Origin of the sequence: Pseudoprevotella muciniphila (assembly GCF_003265305.2) — a bacterium.
Classification (GTDB): Bacteria; Bacteroidota; Bacteroidia; order Bacteroidales; family Bacteroidaceae; genus Alloprevotella; species Alloprevotella muciniphila.
Genome location: NZ_CP033459.1, coordinates 898911 through 924487 on the forward strand (window position 1 = coordinate 898911; position 25577 = coordinate 924487).

The 25577-nt window shown below is 53.0% G+C and carries 14 protein-coding genes and 3 tRNA genes; 9 read left to right on the forward strand and 8 right to left on the reverse strand.

Features of this window, described 5'->3' with window-relative positions; genetic code table 11:
* Nucleotides 1-35: 35 nt before the first annotated feature.
* Nucleotides 36-2090, reverse strand: a complete 2055-nt coding sequence (locus C7Y71_RS03780) for a terminase (protein WP_111899288.1) — start codon at nt 2088-2090, stop codon at nt 36-38.
* Between the two features lie 126 nt (nt 2091-2216).
* Entirely contained in the window at nt 2217-2657 is a 441-nt protein-coding gene (locus C7Y71_RS03785; RefSeq protein ID WP_111899289.1) for a hypothetical protein, read from the reverse strand.
* A 172-nt stretch (nt 2658-2829) separates the two neighbouring features.
* Between C7Y71_RS03785 and C7Y71_RS03790 the strand changes: the two genes are divergently transcribed.
* The 4 genes from C7Y71_RS03790 to C7Y71_RS03805 are packed head-to-tail and all read left to right on the forward strand — an operon-like array spanning nt 2830 to nt 8119.
* Nucleotides 2830-3744 carry a dihydrodipicolinate synthase family protein gene (locus C7Y71_RS03790; protein WP_111899290.1) on the forward strand — a complete coding sequence of 305 codons (915 nt, stop codon included), beginning with the start codon at nt 2830-2832 and terminating at the stop codon, nt 3742-3744.
* A gap of 52 nt (nt 3745-3796) precedes the next feature.
* Nucleotides 3797-6433, forward strand: a complete 2637-nt coding sequence (locus tag C7Y71_RS03795; RefSeq protein ID WP_111899291.1) for a cyclically-permuted mutarotase family protein — start codon at nt 3797-3799, stop codon at nt 6431-6433.
* A gap of 60 nt (nt 6434-6493) precedes the next feature.
* Entirely contained in the window at nt 6494-7657 is a 1164-nt protein-coding gene (locus tag C7Y71_RS03800; RefSeq protein WP_111899292.1) for an AGE family epimerase/isomerase, read from the forward strand.
* A gap of 15 nt (nt 7658-7672) precedes the next feature.
* On the forward strand, nt 7673-8119 hold the full coding sequence (locus C7Y71_RS03805) for a YhcH/YjgK/YiaL family protein (protein ID WP_111899293.1): 447 nt from the start codon (nt 7673-7675) through the stop codon (nt 8117-8119).
* A gap of 88 nt (nt 8120-8207) precedes the next feature.
* Here C7Y71_RS03805 and C7Y71_RS03810 read toward each other — a convergent pair.
* The 3 genes from C7Y71_RS03810 to C7Y71_RS03820 form a co-directional block, all read right to left on the reverse strand.
* Nucleotides 8208-8284: transfer RNA gene (locus tag C7Y71_RS03810), tRNA-Arg, on the reverse strand.
* A gap of 38 nt (nt 8285-8322) precedes the next feature.
* A tRNA-Arg gene (locus C7Y71_RS03815) sits at nt 8323-8396 on the reverse strand.
* Between the two features lie 25 nt (nt 8397-8421).
* Nucleotides 8422-8498: transfer RNA gene (locus C7Y71_RS03820), tRNA-His, on the reverse strand.
* A 182-nt stretch (nt 8499-8680) separates the two neighbouring features.
* On the opposite strand from C7Y71_RS03820, the gene C7Y71_RS03825 reads away from it, so the two are divergent.
* The 5 genes from C7Y71_RS03825 (at nt 8681) to C7Y71_RS03845 (ending at nt 18189) form a co-directional block, all read left to right on the forward strand.
* The gene (locus C7Y71_RS03825; protein ID WP_146739496.1) at nt 8681-9493 is read left to right on the forward strand and encodes a DNA/RNA non-specific endonuclease; all 813 of its coding nucleotides are present in this window, start codon (nt 8681-8683) and stop codon (nt 9491-9493) included.
* Nucleotides 9494-9936: 443 nt separating this feature from the next.
* The gene (locus tag C7Y71_RS03830; RefSeq protein WP_111899296.1) at nt 9937-13104 is read left to right on the forward strand and encodes a hypothetical protein; all 3168 of its coding nucleotides are present in this window, start codon (nt 9937-9939) and stop codon (nt 13102-13104) included.
* Between the two features lie 572 nt (nt 13105-13676).
* Nucleotides 13677-14624, forward strand: coding sequence for an IS30 family transposase (locus tag C7Y71_RS03835; protein WP_151908877.1), 948 nt, complete (start codon nt 13677-13679; stop codon nt 14622-14624).
* A gap of 177 nt (nt 14625-14801) precedes the next feature.
* Complete coding sequence (locus C7Y71_RS03840) at nt 14802-17927, forward strand: hypothetical protein (RefSeq protein WP_146739409.1); 3126 nt, start codon at nt 14802-14804, stop codon at nt 17925-17927.
* Between the two features lie 79 nt (nt 17928-18006).
* Nucleotides 18007-18189 carry a hypothetical protein gene (locus tag C7Y71_RS03845; protein WP_111898405.1) on the forward strand — a complete coding sequence of 61 codons (183 nt, stop codon included), beginning with the start codon at nt 18007-18009 and terminating at the stop codon, nt 18187-18189.
* A gap of 95 nt (nt 18190-18284) precedes the next feature.
* On the opposite strand, the gene C7Y71_RS03850 is transcribed toward C7Y71_RS03845, so the two are convergent.
* From C7Y71_RS03850 to C7Y71_RS03860, 3 genes are all read right to left on the reverse strand, one after another.
* Nucleotides 18285-21110 (reverse strand): PD-(D/E)XK nuclease family protein, encoded by a 2826-nt coding sequence (locus C7Y71_RS03850; RefSeq protein ID WP_111898406.1) that lies wholly within the window; start codon nt 21108-21110, stop codon nt 18285-18287.
* 15 nt (nt 21111-21125) lie between these two features.
* Complete coding sequence (locus C7Y71_RS03855; protein WP_111898407.1) at nt 21126-21761, reverse strand: four helix bundle suffix domain-containing protein; 636 nt, start codon at nt 21759-21761, stop codon at nt 21126-21128.
* A gap of 243 nt (nt 21762-22004) precedes the next feature.
* Complete coding sequence (locus tag C7Y71_RS03860) at nt 22005-25388, reverse strand: UvrD-helicase domain-containing protein (protein WP_111898408.1); 3384 nt, start codon at nt 25386-25388, stop codon at nt 22005-22007.
* Between the last annotated feature and the right edge of the window lie 189 nt (nt 25389-25577).

The following is a 25577-nucleotide window of genomic DNA, read 5'->3' on the forward strand; positions in this document are numbered from 1 at the left end:
GAATATTCTGAATACTCTGAAAACTCAACTCTCAACTAAAAGAAAGCCTCCCCAAGCATGAGTTGTGTGGCTTGCCGGTGGCGGTTGCTGCCCACGATTTGCGGCTGCGGCATGTCGTGATAGCAGATGTGCAGGCCTATGGCGCGTGTCATGAGCAGGTCGTCGTGGTGACCCGCGATGGCACCGTATGAGCCGTTCTGGCGGCGTTCGTAGGTGAGGAGTTCGTCGGTGCAGCGCACGTCGCGCTCGGTGTAGAGCCCTTCGCGCACACAGCGCACGAGGGTGGAGATGACCATGGGCTTTGTGGCGATGTTGGTATGGAAACCGTATTTGCGCGGTGCGCCCTGGCGTATCTCCTCCTCCGACTGCCGGCGGGCATAGAGGTTGGGATAGGCGTCGCGTATCTGGTTGAGGATGAAGGGTGCCTGGTCGCCTTCCACGATGCGGTCGCGGTCGCGTGTCTCGAGCGTGTTGCTCTCCACCACGAGCAGCGCGTTGTTGTAGAATGCAGCGATTTGTGCGGCTTTCCAGGCGAGGCGGTCCATGTCGGTATGTCCGTACCACTGTGCCACGACACTGGGGTTTCCGCCGGAGGTCATCCACAGCCTGTCGAAGACGCACACCACGCTCCAGTCGGCCTTGGCACTGCGCCCGCCTATGTCCACCACGGCGAGGTAGCGGTTCGCCACACGCCGTTTGTCGCTGTCGGCTTCAGGCAGTGCCCACACCTCGAGTGCACCCTGGCTGTCGTCGGCAAAGCGCAGGTCGCGGAGGGCATCGGGACCTTCGTCGGCATGGGCGGCTATCTCACCGCGCAGGCGTGGCGGGCGGCACGTCTTACGCAACTGCTGCACCTTGTAGTAGTCGAACACACGTGCCCCGCTGTGCACGAATGCCTCCACGTCGTCGGAGGGGTATTCAGCAGCCATGTCGCCATGGTCGGCATAGGCGCGGCGCTGTGTGCGATACCAGTTGATGGCTTCGAGTGTGGCACCCGCTTCCCAGAGGTGCCAGAGGTAGCGTGGCGGTTCTTCGCGTGCCGAGTCAGCCTGTTCGCTCTCGCGATTTGCACTGAGCCATTCGGCAAAGGCGCTGCGCTCGGCGTCGGAGGCAAAATCCAACTGATACGTCTCTATCTGCCACCACGCCACGAAGACGGGCAGGAAGATGCTCGTGCCGCGTTTGGCGGCTTCGTATTCGCGCTGGAAGAAGTTGCCCACACCGTTCGCCGTGCTCTCATACACGATCATCGTCATGGGGCGAGGCAGTGTGCCGGAGCAGGCGGATCGCACAATCTGCTCGGGCGACTTGCCCTCTGTCTTTTCCCAGAACGCCACTTCGGTACAATGGACGAGTGTGGCATCACCGCCGCGCGCACTGTCGGGCATCTTGGCAGACCCCACCTTGATTTTGCAGCCGCGCTGCGGTATGGTGCGTATGTTGCGCGTCAGGGCATTGGCAAGCATCTTCTTCTCCTTGTGGCGCTGCTTGCTGCCGGGGTCGTAGAGCAGTTCGTCGGGGTAGGCGTCGATGAGTTTCTCGAACATGCCGCACACCTCGGCTGCGGCGTCCTTCTGATGCCCTACGATGAGGCTGTTCATGCCGCGGCGGTGGATGAGTTGCAGCCATGCCATGTAAATCTGTGTAGCCGTTGATCCGCCCCACTGCCGCGCCTTGAGCAGGATGACGCGGATGGGCTTTTCTTCGCGCCGCATGGCTTCGAAGGTCTCTATGAGCCTGCGCTGCGGCATATTGGGACAGAAAGGGACGTCGCTGCCCTCGCCCTTGGGCTTGATCATCACGTTGCAGTGCGCCCAGTAGTAGAAGTCGTGGCGGAAGCGCAGGCGCCGGAAGCGGTCGATGAACTTATGTAGGTGCATACCGCGGCGCACCACGTAAGCCTTAACATTTCTTAACTGCATCAGTTCCTGTATGGCAGCATCTTCCTTCATCGCCTCAGGCAGATACTGCACAGGGAGTTCATAGTCGTCCAGTTCGAGCCGAAACCGCTTGCCGGGCGCACCTTCACCTGTAAGGGGATTAAAGGGCAGGCGCAGTGCCTCCCTACGTTTTTCATTAGTCTGTAGCATAATAAAAAAAAGATTTAAGATTTATTATGCAAAGATAATAAATATTTTTTAAATGACAAAATCTGCTATAGATGAAATATAAGAAACATAACAACTATAGCAGCTATATAAGAAGAAAAAAAATGCTCAGTTCTTGCTCAGTTCTTCCCAGAAGGCGTTGAGGTCATCGTCGAGGTCGGCGAGCAGGTCGCTGTCGATGACGATGGTGTCGTCGTCCACGAGGTAGAGGTCCTCCACCGTTTCGCGCTCGTCGTCCTGCAACACGAAAGAATAGGGTTTGAGCACATTGAAGTTTTCCGTCAGTTCCTTAAGGTTAATCAGGCTCAGCCGCAGCACGGGTACCACATTCTCGTAGAAGTCCTCGTCCAGATTGCCGATCCACTCTTCCACCACACACCGCGTTATCTCGCAGTCGTCGTCGTCGAAGATCAACAATTCGCCGCTCTCCTGCTTCACCTGCAGGAAGATGTCCGTCAGCGGTGTGTTTTCGCCGGCGTCCTGAAACTTGCTGTGCGCCTTACGAAGCGCACGCTCAATCTGTTGATAAGTCTGTTCTGATGCTAACATGATAACCTCCTGATTTTCCGCCTAAAAATTTTCGTACAGCCGAGGGGCTGCCCTTCAATCCACAAAATTACACATTTTTTTGCATTTTAGCACAAACGACAACTTTTTTTTGCATATCTTTGCCGAATATAGAGAAAATTAAATCAATCAAAAATTCAAAAAACATAAAACCATGGAAAAGATTAAAGGACTTATCGACGCGCCGTTTACGCCGTTCGATAGCAAAGGTGAAGTGAACTATGACATCATCCCCGAATATGCAGCCCTCTTGGCTCGCAACGGCTTGAAAGGTGTGTTCATCAACGGCTCCTCCGGCGAAGGCTATATGCTCACGGAAGAAGAGCGCATGCGCCTGGCTGAAGCATGGATTGCAGCCGTACCGGAAGACTTCAAGGTCATCGTTCACGTGGGCAGCACCTGCGTCAAGAGCAGCCGCCGCCTGGCAGAACACGCACAGAAGTGCGGCGCATGGGGCATCGGCGCTATGGCACCTCCGTTCCCGAAAGTGGGACGCATAGAAGAACTCGTGAAGTACTGCGAAGAAATAGCCTGTGGTGCACCCAACCTACCCTTCTATTTCTACCACATTCCTGCCTTCAACGGCGCATTCCTCTCGATGTACGACTTCCTCTGCGCTGTAGATGGTCGCATACTCAACTTCGCCGGCATCAAGTACACCTTCGAGAGCCTCTACGAATACAACCGCTGCCGCAGATACAAGGACGGAAAGTTCGACATGCTCCACGGACAGGACGAAACCATTCTCCCCTGCCTCGCCATGGGTGGCGCACAGGGCGGCATCGGCGGTACGACCAACTACAACGGACGCTGCCTCGTGGGCATACAGCAAGCATGGGAAGCAGGCGACCTTGAGAAGGCGCGCGAACTGCAGAACTATGCACAAGACGTGATTGACGTGATTTGCCACTTCCGCGGCAACATCGTGGGTGGTAAGCGCATCATGAAACTCATCGGCCTCGACCTCGGACCAAACCGCACACCGTTCCAGAACGTAACGGACGAAGAAGAGAAACAACTCCGCGCAGAACTCGAAGCCATCGATTTCTTCAACAAATGCAACAAATAACGTCATAACGAAATTACGTCATAACGTCATAACGAAAAAATCAAGAAAAAAAGTGAAAAAATTCCTGATAACCGCGCTCGCCCTGCTCCTACCCTTGCAGTTCGTAGCGCAAGACGCGACTGACAAAGCGGCAGAACACCGCTACAACAGCGTAAACTTCACATCCCTCGCCAAGTTCGACCTCAACGGCGGCATGGGCGTTTCGGCACCCTTCGCAGGCATGGTGGGCGACGAACTCCTCGTGGCTGGTGGCTGCAACTTCACTGGCAATTCCGCTGTGGATGGCACAAAGACATTCTACAAGGATGTGTATGCCCTCGCCAATCCGCTCGACAAGAACGCCAAATGGCGCAAGGTGGGAGAACTGGCGGAACCACTGGCGTATGGTGTGAGCATCGCAACAGACGACGGACTGCTTTGCATCGGTGGTACAGCCGATGGCAAAACGAGTTCGAAAAAGGCTGTTCTCCTCAGTCTGAAAGGTGGCAAACTGCAACAAGAAGCCTTGCCCGACCTGCCCGCAGGCATTGATCAGGCAGCAGGTGCTTTCGGCGATGGCTTCGTTTATGTGGCTGCTGGTCAGACCGATGGCAAAGCCTCGAAAAAGGCTTGGCGACTCGACATGAGCAAAAAGAAGGCTTGGGAAGCCCTGCCCGACCTGCCTGGCGATGCCAGAGTGCAGCCAGTGGCTGTGTGGCAAAGTGCTAACGTGGGTGCACGCTTCTACATCTTCGGCGGTTTCGATCCCGAAAAGAAAGCAACTGTTACCGACGGACTGGCATACAACCCCATCGACAAAACATGGAAAGCCACTGCTCGCATCGCCACATCCGACAGTGTGCAGCGTGCCCTTGTGGGTGCAGCAGCGGTGAGCAGCGGTGCAGCGCATGTCATCTTCTTCGGTGGTGTGAACAAAGACGTGTTTGAACAAGCCATCAACCAACCTGCCGACGACTACCTCACCCACCCTGCCGAGTGGTATAAGTTCAACGACAAACTCCTCGTCTATCACACCGTAACCGACACATGGGTAGAGACCTTCGACAGCCCACTGACCGCCCGCGCTGGTAGCGGTGTGGTAGCGTTGAAGGACAAGACGGGAAAGGTAACGTGGATTGTCGTAGGCGGCGAAGAAAAGCCTGGTGTGCGTTCAGCTGACGTTACAGCCACAGAGATGACCTACACCGCCCACTTCGGTTGGCTCAACTGGTGTGTGCTCATACTCTACCTCCTCGGTATGGTATATCTGGGCTACTACTTCATGAAGCGCGCCAACAACTCGAGCGACGACTTCTTCAAGGGTGGCGGACGCATCCCATGGTGGGCTGCCGGCATCAGCATCTTTGCCACGATGCTCAGCGCCATCACCTACATGTCCATCCCTGCAAAGGCGTATGCCACCGACTGGACATACTACCCCATGCAGATCTGCATCCTCATCGTGTCATTCCCTGTCATTAAGTACTACCTGCCGTTCTTCATCCGTCTGAACGTAACAACGGCATACGAATACTTGGAACGCCGATTCAACTATCTGACACGTCTCATGGCGAGTGTGCTGTTCATCGTCTTTATGGTGGCACGTACCGCCCTCGTCATCTTCTTGCCTTCGCTCGCTATGACAGCCGTAACGGGCATCAACATCTACCTCTGCATCGTGCTTATGGCGCTCATTACCATTCTCTACTGTACAATGGGCGGTGTGGAAGCCGTTGTGTGGGGCGACGTGATTCAGGGCATCATCCTCGTGGGAGGTGCCATCCTCGCTGCACTCTACCTCATCTTCAACACGGGTGAGAACGGTGCATCCGACTTCTGGCAAATCGCCACCGACGAGAATAAATTCCAAATGTTCGTCTGGAGTTTCGACTGGAAGAGTGCCACATTCTGGGTAGTGATACTCGGCGGATTGGCAAACAACCTCATCTCCTACACGAGCGACCAGACCGTCATACAGCGCTATCTTACCACGAGCGATGAAAAGAGTGCTGCACGAGGCATCCTGACCAACGGTTTGATGAGCGTAGTGGTTACCATCGCGTTCTTCACCATCGGTACAGGTCTCTACACTTTCTTCAAGACGCATCCTGCAGAACTCGACATGACGATGGCGAAGGGCGATGCCATCTTCCCCTTCTTCATGATGAGCCAACTGCCAGCAGGTGTGGCAGGTCTGCTCATTGCTGCTGTGTTCGCAGCCACAATGAGTACCATCGCTTCGAACATCAACTCCATCTCGACAGCCTTCACCGTTGACCTCTGGAGCCGCTTCCGCAACACGACCGACAAGGGCAAAGTGAAGACCGCACGCTATGCTGGTGTGTGCGCAGGACTTATCGGTATGTTCATTGCCATACTCATGGCGATGGTCGATATTCAGTCGCTGCTCGACTACTTCAACACCATTCTCGGTCTCCTCTCAGGAGCCATCGGTGGTCTCTTCATCATGGGTATCTTCTTGCCGCGCATCGGTGCACGAGCAGCCCTCATCGGTTTCCTCTGCGGCACAGCAACCGTGTTCTACATGAACTACGGCATGGACGACAACGTGAAGCCCAACTTCCTCATTTATGGCTTCGTGAGCATGGCTGTGGCAGTCATCGTAGCACTCTTGCTCAGTTTCGTACTGCCTAAGGAAAAGGACAACAAAGGCCTCACATGGCAAACACTCGATAAAGAAAAGAAATAATAATCAAAAACTATCTATTAGGAACTATAGTCCCTATAGGAACTAAAAAAACTCAAACGCATGGATTTCAAAAAACTGGCAGAACAATACAAGAGCGAACTCCTCGACAAAGTGATGCCCTTCTGGATTGAAAAATCGCAGGACAAAGAGTTTGGCGGCTACTTCACCTGCCTCAACCGCGACGGTTCGGTTTACGACACCGACAAATTCATCTGGCTGCAAGGCCGCGAAGTATGGATGCTCTCAAAACTCTACAACGAAGTAGAGAAACGCCCCGAATGGCTCGAAGCAGCTATACAAGGTGCGGAATTTCTTAAGAAGCACGGCCACGATGGCAACCTCAATTGGTACTTCGCACTCGACCGCGAAGGACACCCACTCGTGGAGCCTTACAACATCTTCTCCTATACCTTCGCTACCATAGCCTTTGGACAACTCTCCATAGCCACTGGCAACGCTGAGTATGCTGACATCGCAAAACGCACCTTCGACATCGTGCTTTCGAAGGTAGATAACCCGAAAGGAAAATGGAACAAGGCGGCACCAGGTGCCAGAAGCCTCAAGACATTCGACCTGCCCATGATTCTCTGCAACGTGGCACTCGAAATTGAGCCGCTCCTCGAACCCGACTTCCTGCAACAGACCATCGACACCGTGCTACACGAGGTGCTCGACGTATTCTATCGCCCCGAACTCGGACTCATCGTAGAAGCACTCGGCAAGGACGGACAACTCGTGGACTGCTTCGACGGCAGAAAACTCAACCCGGGACACGCCATAGAATCATGCTGGTTCATCATGGACCTCGGAAAACGACTCGGTAGGCAGGACCTCATCGAGAAGGCAGTAGAAATCTGCCTCAAAGAGGTGGAATACGGATGGGACAAAGAGTACGACGGCATCTTCTACTTCATGGACCGTCTCGGACACCCACGCCACGAACTCGAATGGGACCAGAAACTCTGGTGGGTGCACCTCGAAACTCTCATCTCCCTCATCAAGGGCTACCAACTCACACGCAACCCCAAGTGCCTCGAATGGTTCGAGCGCGTGCACAACTACACCTGGACTCACTTCACCGATCCAGAATACCCAGAATGGTACGGCTATCTGAACCGTCAGGGCGAAGTGCTCCTCCCCCTCAAGGGCGGAAAATGGAAAGGATGTTTCCATGTGCCCCGCGCACTGTTTAATGTGTGGAGAATCCTCGAAACGTTGGAATAATTAAAACACACCATTATGATACACGCTAATATTAAAGACAGCCAGCGCTACGAAGCCCTGCACCCTGCCCTCAAAACGCTCTTCGACTATGTGCGGAACAACGACCTCCTTGCCGCACCGGCAGGACGCATCACCATCGACGGCGACAACCTCTTCATCAACGTGAGCGATGCCACACTGAAAACAAAAGACGCGCAGAAACTCGAAGTGCACCAAAAATACATCGACGTGCACTTCCCCCTCTCGCAGCCCGAAATCATCGGCATACGCCACATCGACACGCTCACCGAACCCGATGAGCCGTTCAACGTAGCCGACGACTTCGCCGTATATACAGCACCGGCAGACAACTACCTCGTCGTCCACCCGGGAGAGTTCTGCCTCGTCTTCCCCGAAGATGCACACGCACCCATCATAGGCACGGGAAAACTCCGCAAACTCATCGCAAAAGTGCGCCTCTGAAAACACCACGAGTACGCCGATCTCGGCGTACTCGTCCCTCCCCCCTATAAAACGAAAAAGCGAAGCAAAATCCTGCTTCGTTTTTTTGTGGTGACTCGTATAGGATTCAAACCTATAACCTTCTGATCCGTAGTCAGATGCTCTATTCAGTTGAGCTAACGAGCCATCGTCACTATTAACCCTAAAAAACTATTACGGAAAAGTGACTCGTATAGGATTCAAACCTATAACCTTCTGATCCGTAGTCAGATGCTCTATTCAGTTGAGCTAACGAGCCAAAAATCCTCAAAAATTATGAAAAGTGGGGTGCCTGAAGGGACTCGAACCCTCGACATTCAGAACCACAATCTGACGCTCTAACCAACTGAACTACAGGCACCATGTGGCGGTCAGCCCAAAGGGCTTCCCTCAAAAAGCGGTGCAAAGGTAATACATATTTTTTATCTGGCAAGGTTTTTTGGGAGTTTTTTTCTTCCGCCGGACTTTCCGGACCCTCCGGACCCTCCGGAAAAACCGGATTTTCCGGAGAAATGCCTATCTTTGCCCGAAAAGAAGAAAAAAATGAGAAAAATCGCCCTGAGCACATACATCATAGCCGTCCTCGCAGCCACCGTCATCACCGCCTGCGACGACAAGCCCAAGCAGACCGAAAAGAAAACCAAGAGCACCTTCATGCAGCAAGGCGACAACGCTGAAACGAGCGGAATAATCGAGATGCCGCGCACGCGCCGGGGCGCGAAGGAGCAGATTCTGAAAAGAAAGGGCTATGCCGTGTCGTACAACCCCGACTGGCTGATAGCCAACTGGGTGGCATACGAAATCACGGCAGACGAAGCGTATGCACGCGGTGAACGCGGCAGTGGTTTCGAAGCCGATCCCGACATCAGGGGGCGCAAGGCATTGCCGCGCGACTATGTGCGATCGGGCTACGACCGCGGACACCTCGCTCCGGCGGGCGACATGAAGTGGAACTACCGCGCCATGCAGGAGACGTTCTACCTCACCAACATCTGCCCGCAGAACCACGAACTCAACAGCGGACTGTGGAACGACCTCGAACAGGCTGTACGCCGCTGGGCACGCCGCGAAGGGCCGATATGGGTCTGCACAGGACCCATGGTGGGCAAAAATGCAAGGCGCGTGGGCTACAACGGTGTGGCAGTGCCCGACAAGTTCTTCAAAGCAGTATGCCGACGCCGAAACGGCCACTACCAGGCGATAGCCTACATCTTCGACAACCGGCCGCTCCCGGGCAATTTCCAGGACTACGCCATCAGTGTGGACAGCCTCGAAGCCATCACGGGCCACGACTTCTTCCCTGCCCTGCCCGACGAAGAGGAAAACCGAATGGAGCGACGCACGCAGAGTTTTTAAGCAAAGAAACAGCCACAACGTCTATAGTCTCTATAACTTGGAGAAGACAATACTTTGTATTCGGGAAAAAAAAAGATGCTCACCCCACGCGGCTGCAAACATCTGATGATGCCCAGGCTGTACAAAGGGATGCACATCTTTCGGGATCAAAGGTAGAAATAAATTCTGAAAACAGAGAAGAAATTGACCAAAATCTTTCTTCCTTGGCTGAAAAAGTTGCTGAGAGCCAGTTACCTGCAGAAGAATTTCTTGCAGAATTGCGTAAGTCTATGAAGACCGAGAGTGAAGACCATAGTGGATACATCTATAACTTCTATAACATCTATATCATCTATAACTTCTATCAAAAAAAAATCCAAAAATTCTCCTTATTTAAAGAATTTTCATAAATTTGCCCCGATAACTCAATGCATATAATTTTCAATTTCTAAATTTTTATAAGTATGAGAAAAATTACTAATTTGTTAACGCTCCTCCTGCTCGCTATGTGCAGCATCGGAGCAAGTGCGGAAACGGCAACCCTCACTTATGGCAACATTGAAGTCTATAAGAGCGGGTCAAAGGTAACGCCGACTTCCAGTAACTCCTTCAACCATCAGGTAAGGAGCACTACCACACCGCTCATCACCATCACCATCGGTACGGGCGACGTGGTGTACAACACGAGCAAGTTCTGTTTCGGTAACAACAACAGAACCTACACACTCGCCATCGATGGCGGCTACGTCATCACTGGCTTCACCATCAACTACACCAGAGGTTCCGGCGTAAAGTTCACCAGCAACGGTGTAACGAGTGAAGATGACGGTATCCTTGCTGTTACGGGAATCAGTACAGCAAGCACCACGTTTAATGTAAGTGGTACTTCTGGTGCATGGCAGAACTATTCTGTTGAGAGCATCGTAGTGGAATACGAACAGCCCAACACCGTATGGAACTACACCTACACGCAGTACGACGGCACCACCTTCGCTTCATTAGGCACAGGCAATGGCTCTGTAACCGCCACATCCGCAGGCTACATCGTAACACCACCAAGCGTGGCAGGCTATGCTTTCCTCGGCGCAGCCGACGTGGACACACACAATGAACTCGACATTACCAAACCCATCACTGCCACAAACATTGCGTTCATCTATGCGCCCATCCTGCAGAACATCGCAAGCGCAAGCAGCTCGAAGGCATACACCATCACCGCACCACGCGGATTCATACACGCCACATCGGCTGACGCCACACAGTTTGGCGTAACATCACTATCAGCCGGCAATGCCGACATGCAAAACCCGCTACACCAGTGGACATTCGTAACGCTTGATGGCAACACCTACCTCTACAACGTGGGCACAAAGAAATTGGCAAGTTTCAATGCCATCAGAGGACGCGACCTCGTTACCTCCGCGCCAGCAACAGTGGCAGGCACAGCCAGCACATACATGGATGGATACCCCGTGGTACTCTCATTCACCAAAGGCAGCACCACATACATCATGAACATCACAGGTGTGCCAGCAGTGCAAATCGACGGGTGGACACAACACGATGAAGGCAACGTGCTACAAATCGTGGAAGTGCCCGTACTCCCAGTCACTCCAGAAGTGTACAACGTTACATTCACCTGCTCAGGCGGCGGACTGACCTCAGTATATGTTGACGGCGCAGAACTCGCGCTCGGCACACCCATCGTCCTCACATCGGGCGCAACAGTATCAAGCAGCGCAACAGTAAATGCTATCGCAACATACAACGGTTTCGCTACACTCGCAGAAGCACTCGCCGACGCTTCGTTCAGCGGCACAGTTGACGTAGCACTCGTACAGAACCTTACCGACATTACGCTCAACGTAACACGCGGCACGAAAGTGATAAAGACTGTTACTGTTACAGGCGTTCCCGAAGGCACAAAAGTCAACGTGGCTGAAGCTGTTGGTTCTCCTGCATACGTATCAGACATCACTCCCGCAGAAGTTGTCGGTACAGACGTAGATCAAACTGTAACAGTTACTTACACATCTACTCTGCCTTTCGAACTCTCTGCAGATCCAACAGATCCTGCTACCTCTACAGCATACCTCATGACTCTGCGCAAATACTATGCTCACGGTAACGTTCTTACATCAACATCCACATACGACCTCGAAGACGACACTTACTACTGGACATTCGGTGGTAACGAATGGGATGGTATCACTGTTTACAACAGAGGCAATGGCTACATGAGTGTTGAAAACGCAGAAAACAGCATTGCTGTATTCGGCACAACTCCTGTTGCATACACTATATCGGCTAACTCTAACGAAACTAACGGTTTCAACCTCCGCTTACCAGGTACAAATGCTTACATTAACGACAATGCAGGTGCCCGCAAAGTCAGCACTTGGAATAGTTCATGGGCTGCTTCTGATGGTGGTTCTTGCCTCAAGGTTTACAGCATCGACGATGCAGTGGCTGGTCTCGTAAGCACCCTCGAACCTTACTTCACATACGCAGGTTGTGCAAATGCTCTCACCAAAGCAGCAGCAGCAAACCTCCAGAGTTCTTATGAAGCACTCGTTGCTGCACCTTCCTATAGCGATTACCTCGCTCTCAAGGCAACTATCGAAGCATCATTAGTACCTGTAACAGAAGGCTACTACTTCGTAGTAAGTGCTATGGATGCATTTATGACTCAGCAAAGTGTAAGCAAGTCGATGTACTACGACACATCAACAAACACAATTCGTTGGAACACTCTCGGTGCAACTGCTGCTGAAGTTCTCAAACTCGTTGCTGGTTCTGAAGCATCGAAATACAACCTCTACGTTCCACTCATTGACTCCTACCTTGCAAGTAAGACTGGTACAATAGGCAAAACTGCTTTGGATTTCGAAGTTTTGGCAGCTAAACCAGGTGCTGTAGTTCTCGCTTACAATCCTGAAGGCAATACCGATGCAGCCATCCACTGTCTTGGTCATGCCAGCGGTGCAGGTGTATCTGGAGCACTTACCAACTGGACAACAGGTGCAGACGCTTCTATGTGGCGCCTCATCCCAGTTGACATCGCTGAAATCACACTCATCAGTCCGGAAGGCGTAGCCGACGGCGAAGAAGTGGTTCAGGCGTTTGCTAATCCTGATAATGCTCAACTCCCGCTCAATATCGGTGTTTACACCATCAGCGAAGAACTTGCAACAGGTGCTCACCTCGACACCATCGCAACCAGCCAGATTGCAGGTGGCGAAGGCTACATCATCAAAGGCGTGAAGGGCGCAACAGTGCCTCTCCTCCCCGTTAATGGAACAGTTGACGCACCCGCAGGCAACCTCCTCGTAGCAGGAACTGGCAACGCAGTAAACGGTGGCTTCATGCTCGCATACAAGAAGGGCGAAAATGTGGCTAAGTTCTGGCCCATCACGACTCTGACAGTTCCCACCAACCGTTCTTACCTCCCCGAAGGCACACCAACACGTGGTCTTGAAAACATCTTCGGCGGTATCGGCGAAGACGTAACAGGCATCAACGGCATCACAACCGGTGCTCAGAACGGCGCTATCTACGACCTCCAGGGTCGCCGCGTGAACAACGCTACCAAGGGTGTTTACATCATCAACGGTAAGAAAGTGATTAAATAATTCACTTAGAAATCTCTTAAAATAAGGTGCGCCAAAAAGCGCACCTTATTTTATATCCGGAAAAACCGGAAAAACCGGAAAACCCGCCCCCCCCAAAAAAAATATTGGTGTCCGATAAAAGTTTTATGGACATAGTCATAAGCCTTTCTGTTTGGGTGTTTTATGGGTGGTGTAATCTATGGGGGCTTACGCTTTGACTTTGTTGCGTCCGTTTTAGTACTCTGAATTAGGCTGAAAGCCTTACTGCTCATAGCCCAAGGCAACGCCTTGGGTATATGGACGTATGAGTATTTGCGTCCTGAAAGGACAAAAGCCATATTATTAAATAAATGCTAATCTCGTTTCTGCTTTTGCACTTACAGTGCGCCATTGCCATTGACCTTATCCCCCAGGGCGTTGCCCTGGGCTATGGGCTTTACGGACTTTCAGCCCGTTCTTAAATTCAAATAAGAAGTGCAAGACTCGTCCTGTGGGATTCACTGATTGAAAGGTAAGTCAGAGACATCAAGTAGCAACATAAAAGCAAAAGGGAGATTTTCATCTCCCTGAGATTAACTACTTTTGTGTTGCATATGAAATATAAACAGCTAACCTCGCAGCAAAGGTACACAATCCAGAACGGATTAAAGCAAGGATTGACCAAAAAGATGATCGCCGCCCTCATAGAGGTGAACGAAAGCACCCTTTACAGGGAAATCCATCGAAATGGCGGTGCCAAGGTTTATAATGCAGAAAAGGCACAGCGCGAAGCAGACCGCCGCAAGACGCGTCTTCAGAAACCGCGAAGATTCACACACGCCCTTAAGCGGGAAGTCATAAGTCTGCTGCAAAAGAAATGGTCGCCCGAACAGATATGCGGGTATATAAAGAGACAAGGGCGCGAATGCGTCTCCCATGAAACAATATACGCATTCATCAGAACCGACAGGAAGTGCGGAGGGATGCTTTGGAAACTCTGCCGTCACGCAATGAAGAAGCGACGGAAGACAGACAAGGGAAAACGGATTCCCATAAAAGACCGCGTGAGTATAGACCTTAGGCCGGAAGAGGCAGACGGCACGCGTTTCGGAGATTGGGAAATGGACACCATAGTCGGTAAGGATGGGAAAGGAGCGCTAGTTACACTCTACGAGAGACGTACTGGATATGGGATGGTCAAAAGGCTGCCTGATGGAAAAGAGGCAAAAGGCGTGGAAGAAGCAGTATACAGAATGTTGATTCCTTACAAGAAACAAGTACTCACTATTACTACAGATAATGGAACAGAGTTCGCCAGGCATAGTCAATTGGCAAAGAAACTCTCCACGAAAATCTTTTTTGCACACCCTTATAGCTCATGGGAAAAGGGAGGTGTAGAAAACTACAACAAACTCGTCAGACAATATATACCTAAGGGAACGAATTTAGAACAATACACAGACAAATATCTTATGGAAGTACAAAAGCAAATTAACAGCAGACCAAGAAAAAAACTCAACTTTAATAACCCAAAAAACGAATTTTACAAACTTTTAGACTAATATTGCACTTGCTACTTGAATCTACGGTTTTAGCGGACAACAATAAAAAAAACCAAAAAAAAACCATCTAATAACATTTTTTTATATATTTGCCGATTATATACCCATAAACGAATATAACATCAAATAATTTATATTAGAGACAATCAAATCAAGTTTAACAGAACTCAATTCATTATGAAAAAAATTACCACTCTCTTGATGCTACTGATCATAGCTATCAGTGGATCAGCAAAATCTACGGCATACGCTCCGGATGCTCGTGTAGGGGCTGGTGAGTTGTTGACAGGTAGAAACTACATGATCTTCAACACTGCCTACACACCAGGTACTGGTTACACCAATCGTTGGGGAGCCATCTACTACAACTCAACGAAATCGGCTATAAACACCTACGGAGGCGCCGTTCCTGAAAACTTCATTACTGAAAATCAGAACTACTTGTTCCAATTGGCACTCAATGAGCCAAACGTACTTTATTGTACTGGAAACACAAAACTCATTGGCAGTAACTTCACGTTCACACCTTGGGAAGAAGCAACCAGCGGTAAGGGCGGCGCACAGTCGCGCAACGATGACGGCACATTCACAGCAAATGCCGACATCAGCGCAGCCAACAAAGTGTGGCTCATTCACAATGGTTCACAATACTGGAATGGTAACAACTGGAGCAATGTAGGCGATAACTGCTTTGCTACATGGACCGACGGACACCCCTATGCCATCTATACAGTAAAAGAAGTTGTCACTGTTACTGTTACTTACAAATACTGTGAAGAAGACGGCTTTGAGCTATGGGAAGAAGATGTGGAACAGGCTGCAAACAGTCCGGTGAACGTACCTGCTTCTATGCAAGGTGGCAACATGTACAGCATCAGCACTGAAGGCACCATCGGCACAGAAGACTGCGAAATCTACGTTAAACGTACACCTAATTTCACTTTCGACGCATCAGTCAATTTCGGAAACCTCAAAGTAAAGAACGATGCCACCACCACTGAGACATCCGCCATTACCGAAGGTCAATGGTACATGCTCACACAGGTGCGTGGCTCTGAAACTCCTGTTTACGACACAGGTTCAGGCAACACACTGAAACGTAATCCAAGCGCTGTTTCTATCACACAAGGTACAGACCCCGATACCATTACTCAATATCTCGTACGCTTCTTCAATACTGGCACAGGCGATGCTAAATACATCCAGTTTGCTACGGGTAACTTCTGGAATGATATGAAATCAAGCGCTTCAAACGCTACAATGTTCCTCGTTTATCCTGCAAGAAACACTTCTGCAAACTATGACGGCTGGGCTATGAACAAAACCACCGATGGTACAACCTACGGAGACATCGTTGACAACAACGGCGCAGGAAACACCCTTGCTTACTGGGAGAAAGGACAAGTTAGTACTGGTGGCAACAACGTATGGAAACTCTATCCCGTTGAACTCATCGACCCATCAGCAACAAGCACAGTTGAACTCGACTACGTCATATTCGATGAAAGCGGACACCAACTCGCTCGCCTCGCTAATAAACTGACTGGTTACGTAGGCGAAAAAGTGCCCGAACTGCCCGCAGCATATCAGAACGACTTCGTTACCTACACTTACAGCCCAAGCGTAGTGCCACCAAATAATAGAATAGTAGGCGTTACGGCGCACTACAACCTGCCTTTCGAACTCAGCGAAGACCCAACCAGTTACGATAACGCTAAATGGTATCTGCTCACACTAAGAGAGAAATTCTGCACACCATACAACGCGGAGGATGACGAACCCATCTTAGGCCATATCGGCTATTACTTCTCATTCGGAGGAAACCCCGTAACGGGTATTTCGGTCTACAGCAAATTCGAGGAAAAATACCTCGAAGTAGGCTCATCAACCGACAACTACCAAGCCGACTACTCTAGCGAACCGACCTACTTTAGCATCAAGAAGAACGACAATCAAACCAACGGCTTCAACCTCAACATACCAGGCACAAACGCCTACATCAACCTGCGCGAGGGCCACATCAGCACATGGCTCAGCGCAGCAGCCAACGGCGAAGTGGGCTCATGCCTCGTGGCAATGACAGACGCGGACTATATGAGGATGAAAGTGCAAAAACTTGAACCCTACTTCCATAACTATGGCATGGTAGGCACATTGCCTTTTAACTCTCAAATCAATAGCAGTCTCTATCAAATGTACATGTTACTACTCCCAAACCCCACCCTCGAAGGATACGAAGAGTTAAAGGCTGCTATACACAGAAACACCATAAAACTCGAAAGGGACAAGTACTACATCATACGCAGCGCATACTCTGCCTTCGAAGCGCAGCAAGGTGAAACAAAGACCATGCGCTACAACCCGGCAACTGGCACCATCATATGGGGCACAGAAGGCGACGCACCCGAATACGAAGTGTTCCAAGTGAGGAGCAACGGCTCAGGCAACGTACTCTACAACCCCATGGGCGGAGTATATCTGAACAATGTCAATGGCAGCGTAACATCCTACAGCCTCGGTGCCGAAACATTCAGCAGAGATTCTGTTGGCATCGGACAATTCAACATCTTCCTCGCACGCTGGGCAGCACCGCTCCACGCTCACGGACACCGCAGCGGTGCAGGCGTAAGCGGATCGCTGACCAACTGGGCAGGCGGTGCAAACACAGCCTCCGCATGGTACATCATTCCGCAGGACATCACAGAAATAGAAATGATTACCCCTGAAGGAGTGGCAGACGGAGAAGAAGTGGTGCAAAGCTTCGCACACACAGAAGACGGACAATTACCACCCAGCGCAGGACTCTTCACCATCAGCGAAGAATTGAGCAAAGGCGCACGCCTCGACACGGTTGCCTCACGCAGAATAGCAGAAAGAGTGGGCTACATCGTCAGCGGAAAGAAGGGCGAAAGAATTCCTATCCTCCCCATCCTTCGAACACCAACCACATCTGTAGAAGTACCCGCAGGCAACCTCCTCGTAGCCGGCGACAGCACAGAACAAACTGGCGGCTTTATCGTTGCCTACAAGAAGGGCGACCGACTCGCCAAGTTCTGGAAGATGAACCGCCTCACCGTGCCACGCAACCGCGCATACCTGCCAGCAGGATCACCCACACGCGGACTGGAACGCATCTTCGGCGGACTCGGCGACATTGAGGACGTAACAGCCATTAAGGACGTAAACGCTGGCAGCGAAAACGAAAACGCTAACGCACCCATCTACGACCTGCAAGGTCGCCGAGTAACCAAGGCGCAGAAAGGCGGTGTTTACATCATCAACGGCAAGAAGGTGATTAAGTAATTTTAACCGGAATATCCGGATAATCCGGATAATCCGGAATATCTGAAAAAAAAATCAAGAAACCAAAAATAATAACCTTATGAAGAAAACGTATCAAAGCCCCGCTACGGCGGTATTCGAAATGCGCCATGAGAACGTCATCGCCACAACCATCCCAAAGGATAACAGCGGCGAAGGCATCGGCGACACCAACCAGGGCGGTTTCGACTTCGCACCGAAGGACGAAAACAGTTGGACCGACGGCAGTTGGACAAAGCCCTGAGGCTCCGCCCGCTTATAATAAAAGCCACCGATATCGGTGGCTTTTTTCTTTGGTGCTGCGGTGGCTTTTTTCTTTGGTGCTGCGGTGGCTGCTGCCTATGCCTGCCTCTCTCCTTCGCCGAGGTAGCACAGCGGTCGGAAGGGGCATCGCTCGCAGTGGGCGTCCTGTTGTTTCTTCGTCGGAGCGGCGAAGGGGCGTCGCTCGTCGAAGATTTCCTCCACGAGGGCAGTGAGCCGTTCGCGGAAGCGCTGGGCTGTGCCGTCTTTGGCAAATTGGTCTGCCACAAGATAGCCGTGCTCCATTTTCGCGTTGTTTTTTCCTGCCTCGCGCGTGTAGTAGAGAGCGGGCACTATGCCGCGCCCGTTGAGCGGACGGATGTCGGCTGTGGCGGCATCGTTGCTCGCTGCCATCTCTTCCACGGCGAGTCCGTAGATGAACGTCTGGAACACGTCGAGCGGCTGACTGTTGCCCTTCTCCGAGTCGAACAGGTCTTCCACCGCCGCAGCATCGTCCTTGGGATTGTACGCCCGCATGGTGCCCGTCTTGTAGTCCACCACGCGCACCACTTCCCGGCCTTTGTGCACGAGGGTGTCCAAGCGGTCTATCACACCGCCTATCTTCACCTGCCGCGTATTTCCGCCGGCACTGACCGTGAGCGTAACGTAACTCTTCTCGCGCTCTAAGGCGATGATGCGCAGCGGCGCTATCTCCGCGTCGTTATTGAGCATCTTCTTAAGGTATTCCCTGATGATGCCCGCCACGAGGTCGGTATATACCACTTCCTTCTCGTTGTGCTTGCGGTTGTCCTCCGCCACGGCGTCGAAGCCCCGGCAGATGTAGTCGTTCAGGCGATTGTCGTCGCGGCTCAGACTGATGAGGTCTTCCTGCGTAACCTGTCTGCCGTTGAAGTCTTTGTAGATGAGTTCTGCCGCACTGTGGAACACACTGCCGAACTGGTTCGCACTGATAATCCCCTCGTCCTGCTGCGGTTCGGGCAGCCGGAGGATATACTTGAAGTGGAACATGCGCTGGCACTTGAAGTAGGTCTTCAGCGCGGTGGGCGACATCTTATCGAACCGATCTGCCATGCCCTTTGGTTTCTCGATGTCGGACGGCAGGGCGGTGGGCACACTGGGTGCCGACTTGATGGTGTAGTGGCGCGGACGCAGGTGGCGTGCCTCCACGAGCATCTGCGAGATGAAGCGCGAAGGCTCTTTCTTGCGTGTGCCGTCCGTGGCGTTGTTATAGACCAGCCGCACCTTCCTGGCACGGCTCAGCAGGCGGTAGAAATAGTAGGCGAAGATGGCGGTCTGGTGCTGCGGCGTGGTCAGCCCGTATGCCACACGCAGGAAGTGCGGTATGAATGAGTTGTCCTGCGCCACACGCGGCATGTCGCCCTCGTTCACGGAGAGCATCACGACATGCTCAAAGTCGAGGTTGCGCGTCTCCAGCACACCCATCACCTGCACACCCTCCGCCGGCTCGCCGTGGAAGGGCACCGTAGTGAGTTTCAGCACGGCTTTCACGAGCCGACGCAGCGTGGTGTCCTCCACATTGAGGTAGCCCTCTGTAACGAGGCGCTGGAAGCGTACCACGGTCTTGTACGTCTGGAAGAGGGCTTCGCTGTGCAGTGTGCGGAAGATGTCTTCGCGCGATGCGTCAGTGGTTTCCGCAGGTTTGTCGAAGAGGGCTTCCGTGAGGTCCTCCGCCACGCGCTGCAACACGTCGGCATGGTCGCTCTTGCCCGTCTTCACGTCTTCGCGCAGCAGTTCGCCGAGCCGCTTATCTACAAAGGCAAACGCCTCCGTATGGCTCAGCGGATAGCCCTTCGTCACGTTCACCGCCTTTACTGTCTCGGGCAGCGAGTGGAGCACGGGTTGCAGCAGCATTTCGTTGCAGAGCACCACGGCGGTGCGTTTCTCGTCGTCGGCATCGAGGTTGTCGCTGTCGCGCAGCCATTCCGCCACGGAGCGCGCCTGTGCGTTGTCAGAGGGCGAAGCGACGAGTTCAATGTCTTTCTCTTCACTATCCTCGGGTATGAAGTTGTGGAAGGCACGCTCGTCGGTCAGTGCGTTGGGAAATTCTGCGAGGTTCTTGCGCAGGAAGATGCCTGCCTCGTGGTTCGCCACACAGCCCTCCCCTGCCCTGTCGCCGCCGATATAGTACGCGTCGTAGTCCCAGTAGAAGAGCGCGCGCCCGTCCTTCTTCAGGCGGCGGAAGAGCGCGAGTTCCACCTCGTTGAGCACGTTGAAGCCCACGAAGACGAAGGTCTCAGCCTGCTGCAGGCGGTGCATCACGGTTTCGTCGCCTGCCATGAGGCGTTCTGCCACGTGGCGCAGTATCTGACCCTCCGTGCCGAGTCCGTTATCAGCGAGTTCCTTGCGGAAAGCGGCATAGATGTCGTACATCTTCTCCCAGAGGGCAAGGAATGCGCGGCGCAGGGCATCCATGTCGTCGGGGGCTACGCCGAAGAAGTGCTCCACGGCACTGCGCTGCTCGTCGGTGAGGAAGTCGTTGCTCTCGAGTTGCGTCAGGTCGTGCACGTTCGAGAAAAGTTGGCGCGCGTCAGCGAGGTGTTTGTCCACATCGTCGAAATCCGCCACCATGCGCTCGCCCCAGCCGTAGAAGAGGTCGAGCGTGTCGTCCTTGCCGTCCTCGCGCCCCGTCGCGCTGCAGAAGATGCGGTAGAGGCGGCACACGGCTTCTATCTTATCGACAGGCCGCAGGTCGCTCATGCGGAGGAAGAGATCGGCGATGCTCGAGTACTGCGGTGCCCACAGCGTCTCGCCACTGCCCTCCACGAGGTATTCGTTCATAAACAGGCTGGCACGGCGGTTCGGGAAAACCACCATCAGCCGCGAAAGGTCGTTGCCATAACGCTGCTTCAGGTCTTCGGCTACGTATTTCAGAAATGGTTTCATTTTTTTTTTTATTCTCTAATACTCTATACCGTTTTCGTCGAGAAGAGCTTTCAGACGTTTCACCTCCTCGCGCAGTTGTTTCAATTCTTCGTCAATTTCCTGCCGATAGCCCGTACGGGCGGCGTACATACGCTCATTCACCCCTCCCTCCGTCACGAAGCGGTCCTGCTGAGCATCCAACAGGTTCTTGAGCATATAGATGGCTTGATGGCAGAGTGTGATGCAGAGGTTGGCGAGTTCTTCGTCGTTCATCTTTTCAGCCTGCATGGCATATTGCTCCATGAAAAGTTTACTCTTCACCCATTCGCGCAACTTTACATATCGTGGGTGCTCGTTGTCCCAATGCATCAGAGAGCGTGTGCGCAGATAGTCTTCGTAATCCGTCAACAACTCCTCAATGCTTGCTTTTGCCACCCCCGTGAGTTTTATCTCCATTTTTGCCGACGTCTGTGCCGCCCGATTGCCCTCGGCTATGTTCTGCTTCCCGCTACGCGCCGCCTGCACCATCTGATCAACAGTACGGTCGCCGTATGACGACAAGAAACGATTGCAGAACGTATAAGTCAGGTCATAGAGCGCTGTGGCTACCTTATATACTCGTAGGTTCTTGTAGTGGCCGTGACTGGTGAGAAAAGTTCTCTTTTCGCTCATTGTTTTTATTTTTTTTATTGTTCTTTTTAGTTTTTTTTGTTGGTGATTGTCGGTTTTTTGTCGGTGAATGTCGGTGGTTGTCCGTGGTTGTCGGTTATTGTCGGTTATTGTCGGTTATTGTCCGTGGTTGTCGGAATTTTCAGACCCCTCCGACCTCCTCCGACAACCTCCGACAACCTCCGACCTCCTCCGACAACCTCCGACAACCTCCGACAACCACCGACCCCTTCCGACCCGCTCCGATTATTCAACTTCAAGCACCTCCCCCTTATAGACATACCACAGGTATCCCTGCACGTCGCGGTGCCCGAGGCTGCGGAGGAGGTCCATGTATTCTTTCACCTGGTTTTCGTATTCCAGGCGCTGCTTGCCGAATTTGAAATCGACCACTACGGTGCGCCCCTGCTTTGTCATCACGCGGTCGGGGCGTCGCTGCCGGAGCGTACTGCCGTCGGTGCGCTGCAGGATGGCGCTCTCGTTGAAGATGGTCCATGTGCCGTCGAACCATTCCGCGGGCTGTCCCTCGCTGATGCGTTTTCCGACGAAGGCGGCTATCTCGTCGGCATCCTTCTTCGAAGCGATGAGGCCCTCGCGGCGGAGTGCATCGACTGATGCTGCCACGTCGGCTGCGGTGTAGATACCGGCGAAGACGGCGTGGAGCAGTTTGCCGCGGTCGATGTAGCCGTCCTGAATGGCTCCTGCGGCATCCTCGCCATCGCTCAGGAAGCGCTGCGACTCGTTCGACTGCCTGAAACTCATGCGCGCATCGATGGTCTCGAACGCCACGGCGAGTGGTTCTTCCCGGAAGTCGAGCGGGTTCTGCGGACCGGCTTTCTCTTCTTTTTCCGCCTTTTCGCCCGGTATGACCGGCTTACCCATCACCATCTGTCCCTCGCTGAAACGCGCTGTGCTGCTTATCATCGCGAAGAGGTCGCAGTAGTACTTCTTCTCGTCGTCCGGTTTCTTCTTCTCCTCATCGAACTGCAGTTTTCCGCTGTCTTTGACGAACTGCGCGATGTACTTATTGATGCTCTTATCCTTGCTCCTGGGGTTCTGGAGGCTCCAGACGAAGAGGTTGTGGCGGGCGCGCGTAACAGCCACGTAGAACGTGTTGAGGGCATCCACGCGTGCCTGGAAGTTCTCTTCGCGGTAGGCATTGCAGAACACGGAGTTGTCGAGTTCCATCGCCGCTTTCACGGGGAGCAGCGGGAAGGTGCTGAACGGCGCGGGCAGGTCCTTGGTGTCGATCCAGAGGGTGTCCTTGTCGTTCACTGTAACGGGCCAGTTGCAGTAAGGCAGGAACACGGTGTCGAAGGCGAGACCCTTCGACTTGTGTATCGTCATAATCTCTATGCCGTCGCCCGTGCCGGAGGAGATGGACTTGCCCTCGATGGTATCGTCGAGGTACGTGAGGTAGGCGTAGAGGTCGCCGCCGGTGTCGCTCATGTAGGCGATGACGTCGTCGAGGAAGGCGTAGATGTAGGGTGCCTGTCCGTCCATCTCGTTGATGCGGAAGAGGCTGATGAGGCGTTCGCAGCATTCGTAGAGGGGGATGTGGCGCAGCATGTCGAGGCTGTCGAGGTAGCCCTCGGGCAGGTAGTCCTTCAGCGCGCGTATGCCGTCGGTCTTTATGTTCTGGAGCACCGCTTCGTCGAAGTCGGTCTTGTGGTACTTCCTGCTGTACTGCTCTGCCACGTAGGAGCACGCCACACTGTTCCGCTCCTCGCAGAGCAGGCGGAGGAGCGCACGCAGCAGTTCCACGGCGGGCGAGGCGGCGAGGGTGTAGGCTTCGTTCGAGATCATCTTCACGTCGCTGTGGTGCGCGGCGAAGTATTTCAGCACCGCCTGCCCCTGCTTGTTGGTACGCACGAGCACTGCCATGCCCTTGTAGCGATGCCCCTGAACATGGAGCGTCCTGATCTGCCGCGCCATGTCTTCGAGCATCTCTTCCTCGGCATTGCTGCCCATGCCGTCGGGGCTGTCGGGTTTTTCTGTGCCGAAATGCCAGCAGTCCTTGTCATCGGTTACTGCCACACTGACGTAGCCGCCCTTCTTGGGCTTGCACTCCTGCTCCACTTCGTGATACACTTTGTCGCTGATTGCGCCCGGGTGTGCACCTTCGTCGAGTTTGTCGAACTGCTTGGCGAGGTACTCCGACATGACGTAGTTGAAGCGCACGATGTTGTCGCGGCTGCGGAAGTTGGTTTTCAGCGTTTCGGGAACTACTTGTATGTTCCGGCAGACCTCGCCTTTTATGTTCGCCAGTATGCCCCAGTCGCCGTTGCGCCAGCGGTAGATGCTCTGCTTCACGTCGCCCACGAGGAGGCTGTCCTTGTCGTTGCTCGCACTCTCGATGAGAAGTTTCTTGAAGTTCTCCCACTGCAGGCGCGAAGTGTCCTGAAACTCGTCTATCATCACGTGGTCGTAGCGCACGCCCGCCTTCTCGAAGACGAACGATGCCTCGCTGCCGGCATGGAGACGGTCGAAGAGGAGCGGTGTGCGGCTGAGCATGATGCGGTTGTTCTCGCGGTTGATGGCTTCCACGTTGGCATTGATGGCGTTGAGCAGTCCGAGTGCCTTGAGGTGGCGCAGCACAGCGTTGGCACTGTTGTATGCCACGACATTCGCCTGATACACGTTGTACACGTTCCGCAGCACCTCGTGCACGCTCATGGCGAGTGTTACCATTTCGTCATTGTTCAGGTCGCCCTTCTTCAGCAGCACCTGCGGCACATCGTCGCCCGTTGCCTCTGCGCATTTCCTGAACGAGTCGGAAAATGCCGTCTTGATATTGCCATCAGGGTTCTCCGCCAGGTTGCGGCAGCGTGCAAAGTAGTTTCTCTGTCCGTTTGACATCTTGGCGATGTCCGCCTCGCGTGCCACAGCCGCGTCTGCCGCGTCTTTTATGGCTTTCTTGGCGCCATCACGCATCTTTCGCAGCACATCTTCCAGGCGGTGCCCCTTCTGCCGGCGTTTGTCGTCCTCGATGGCTTTGGTGATGTCGTCGCTGTAGCGCATATACACCTCCTTGCTGAGGTTTCGGGCGAAGTCGTTGAGGTCGCGCGTTACGTTCCAGTCCTTGTTGTCCGCCATCTTCTCGCGCATCATCTCCTCCACGGCGGTCTTCACATCTTTTTCCGCCATTCCGTCGTTGATGCCCTGCAGGAGGTCGTCCACCGCCTGCGCTATGACGCGCTTGTCGTCGATATCTACGGCATAGTTGGCGGTCTGCCCCAGTTCGCGCGCCACGTATTGCAGCGTACTCTGCAGGAAGGCGTCGATGGTCTGCACAGAGAAGCGCTCGTAGTTGTGGAGGATGTAGCCCAGTGCGGCGCGCGCCCTCTGGCGCAGTTTGTCGTCGGACACGTTGCCGCCCGTAAGTTTCTTCACCTTGTCGAAGAACGACTGCCTGTCCTTGTCGGCAGGGTCGTTGATATAGCCTATATCGTAGAGGTGTTGCAGGATACGCGTTTTCATCTCTGCGGTGGCTTTGTTGGTGAACGTTACCGCGAGGATATGGTTGGCGGCATCGGGGTCGCCGCTTATCAGTTTGCTGATGTATTCTGCCGAGAGCGTGAAAGTCTTTCCGCTTCCCGCTGAGGCGCTGTAAACTGTCAGTTTGGACATTTGTTTTTCTTTTTTTCATTTGTTGGCAGGTAAAAGTCTCTGCTCGGTTTTCGCAAGTGATTATTTATCAAGTTATCAAGAATTTGAGAATTACTTTTCTCTTTACAACCAACTTCTTCTGTCCATACCGTTTCAGATAATTAGTAGTGAAATAATTCTTTAATTCTATAATTCTTGAAAATTAAACAA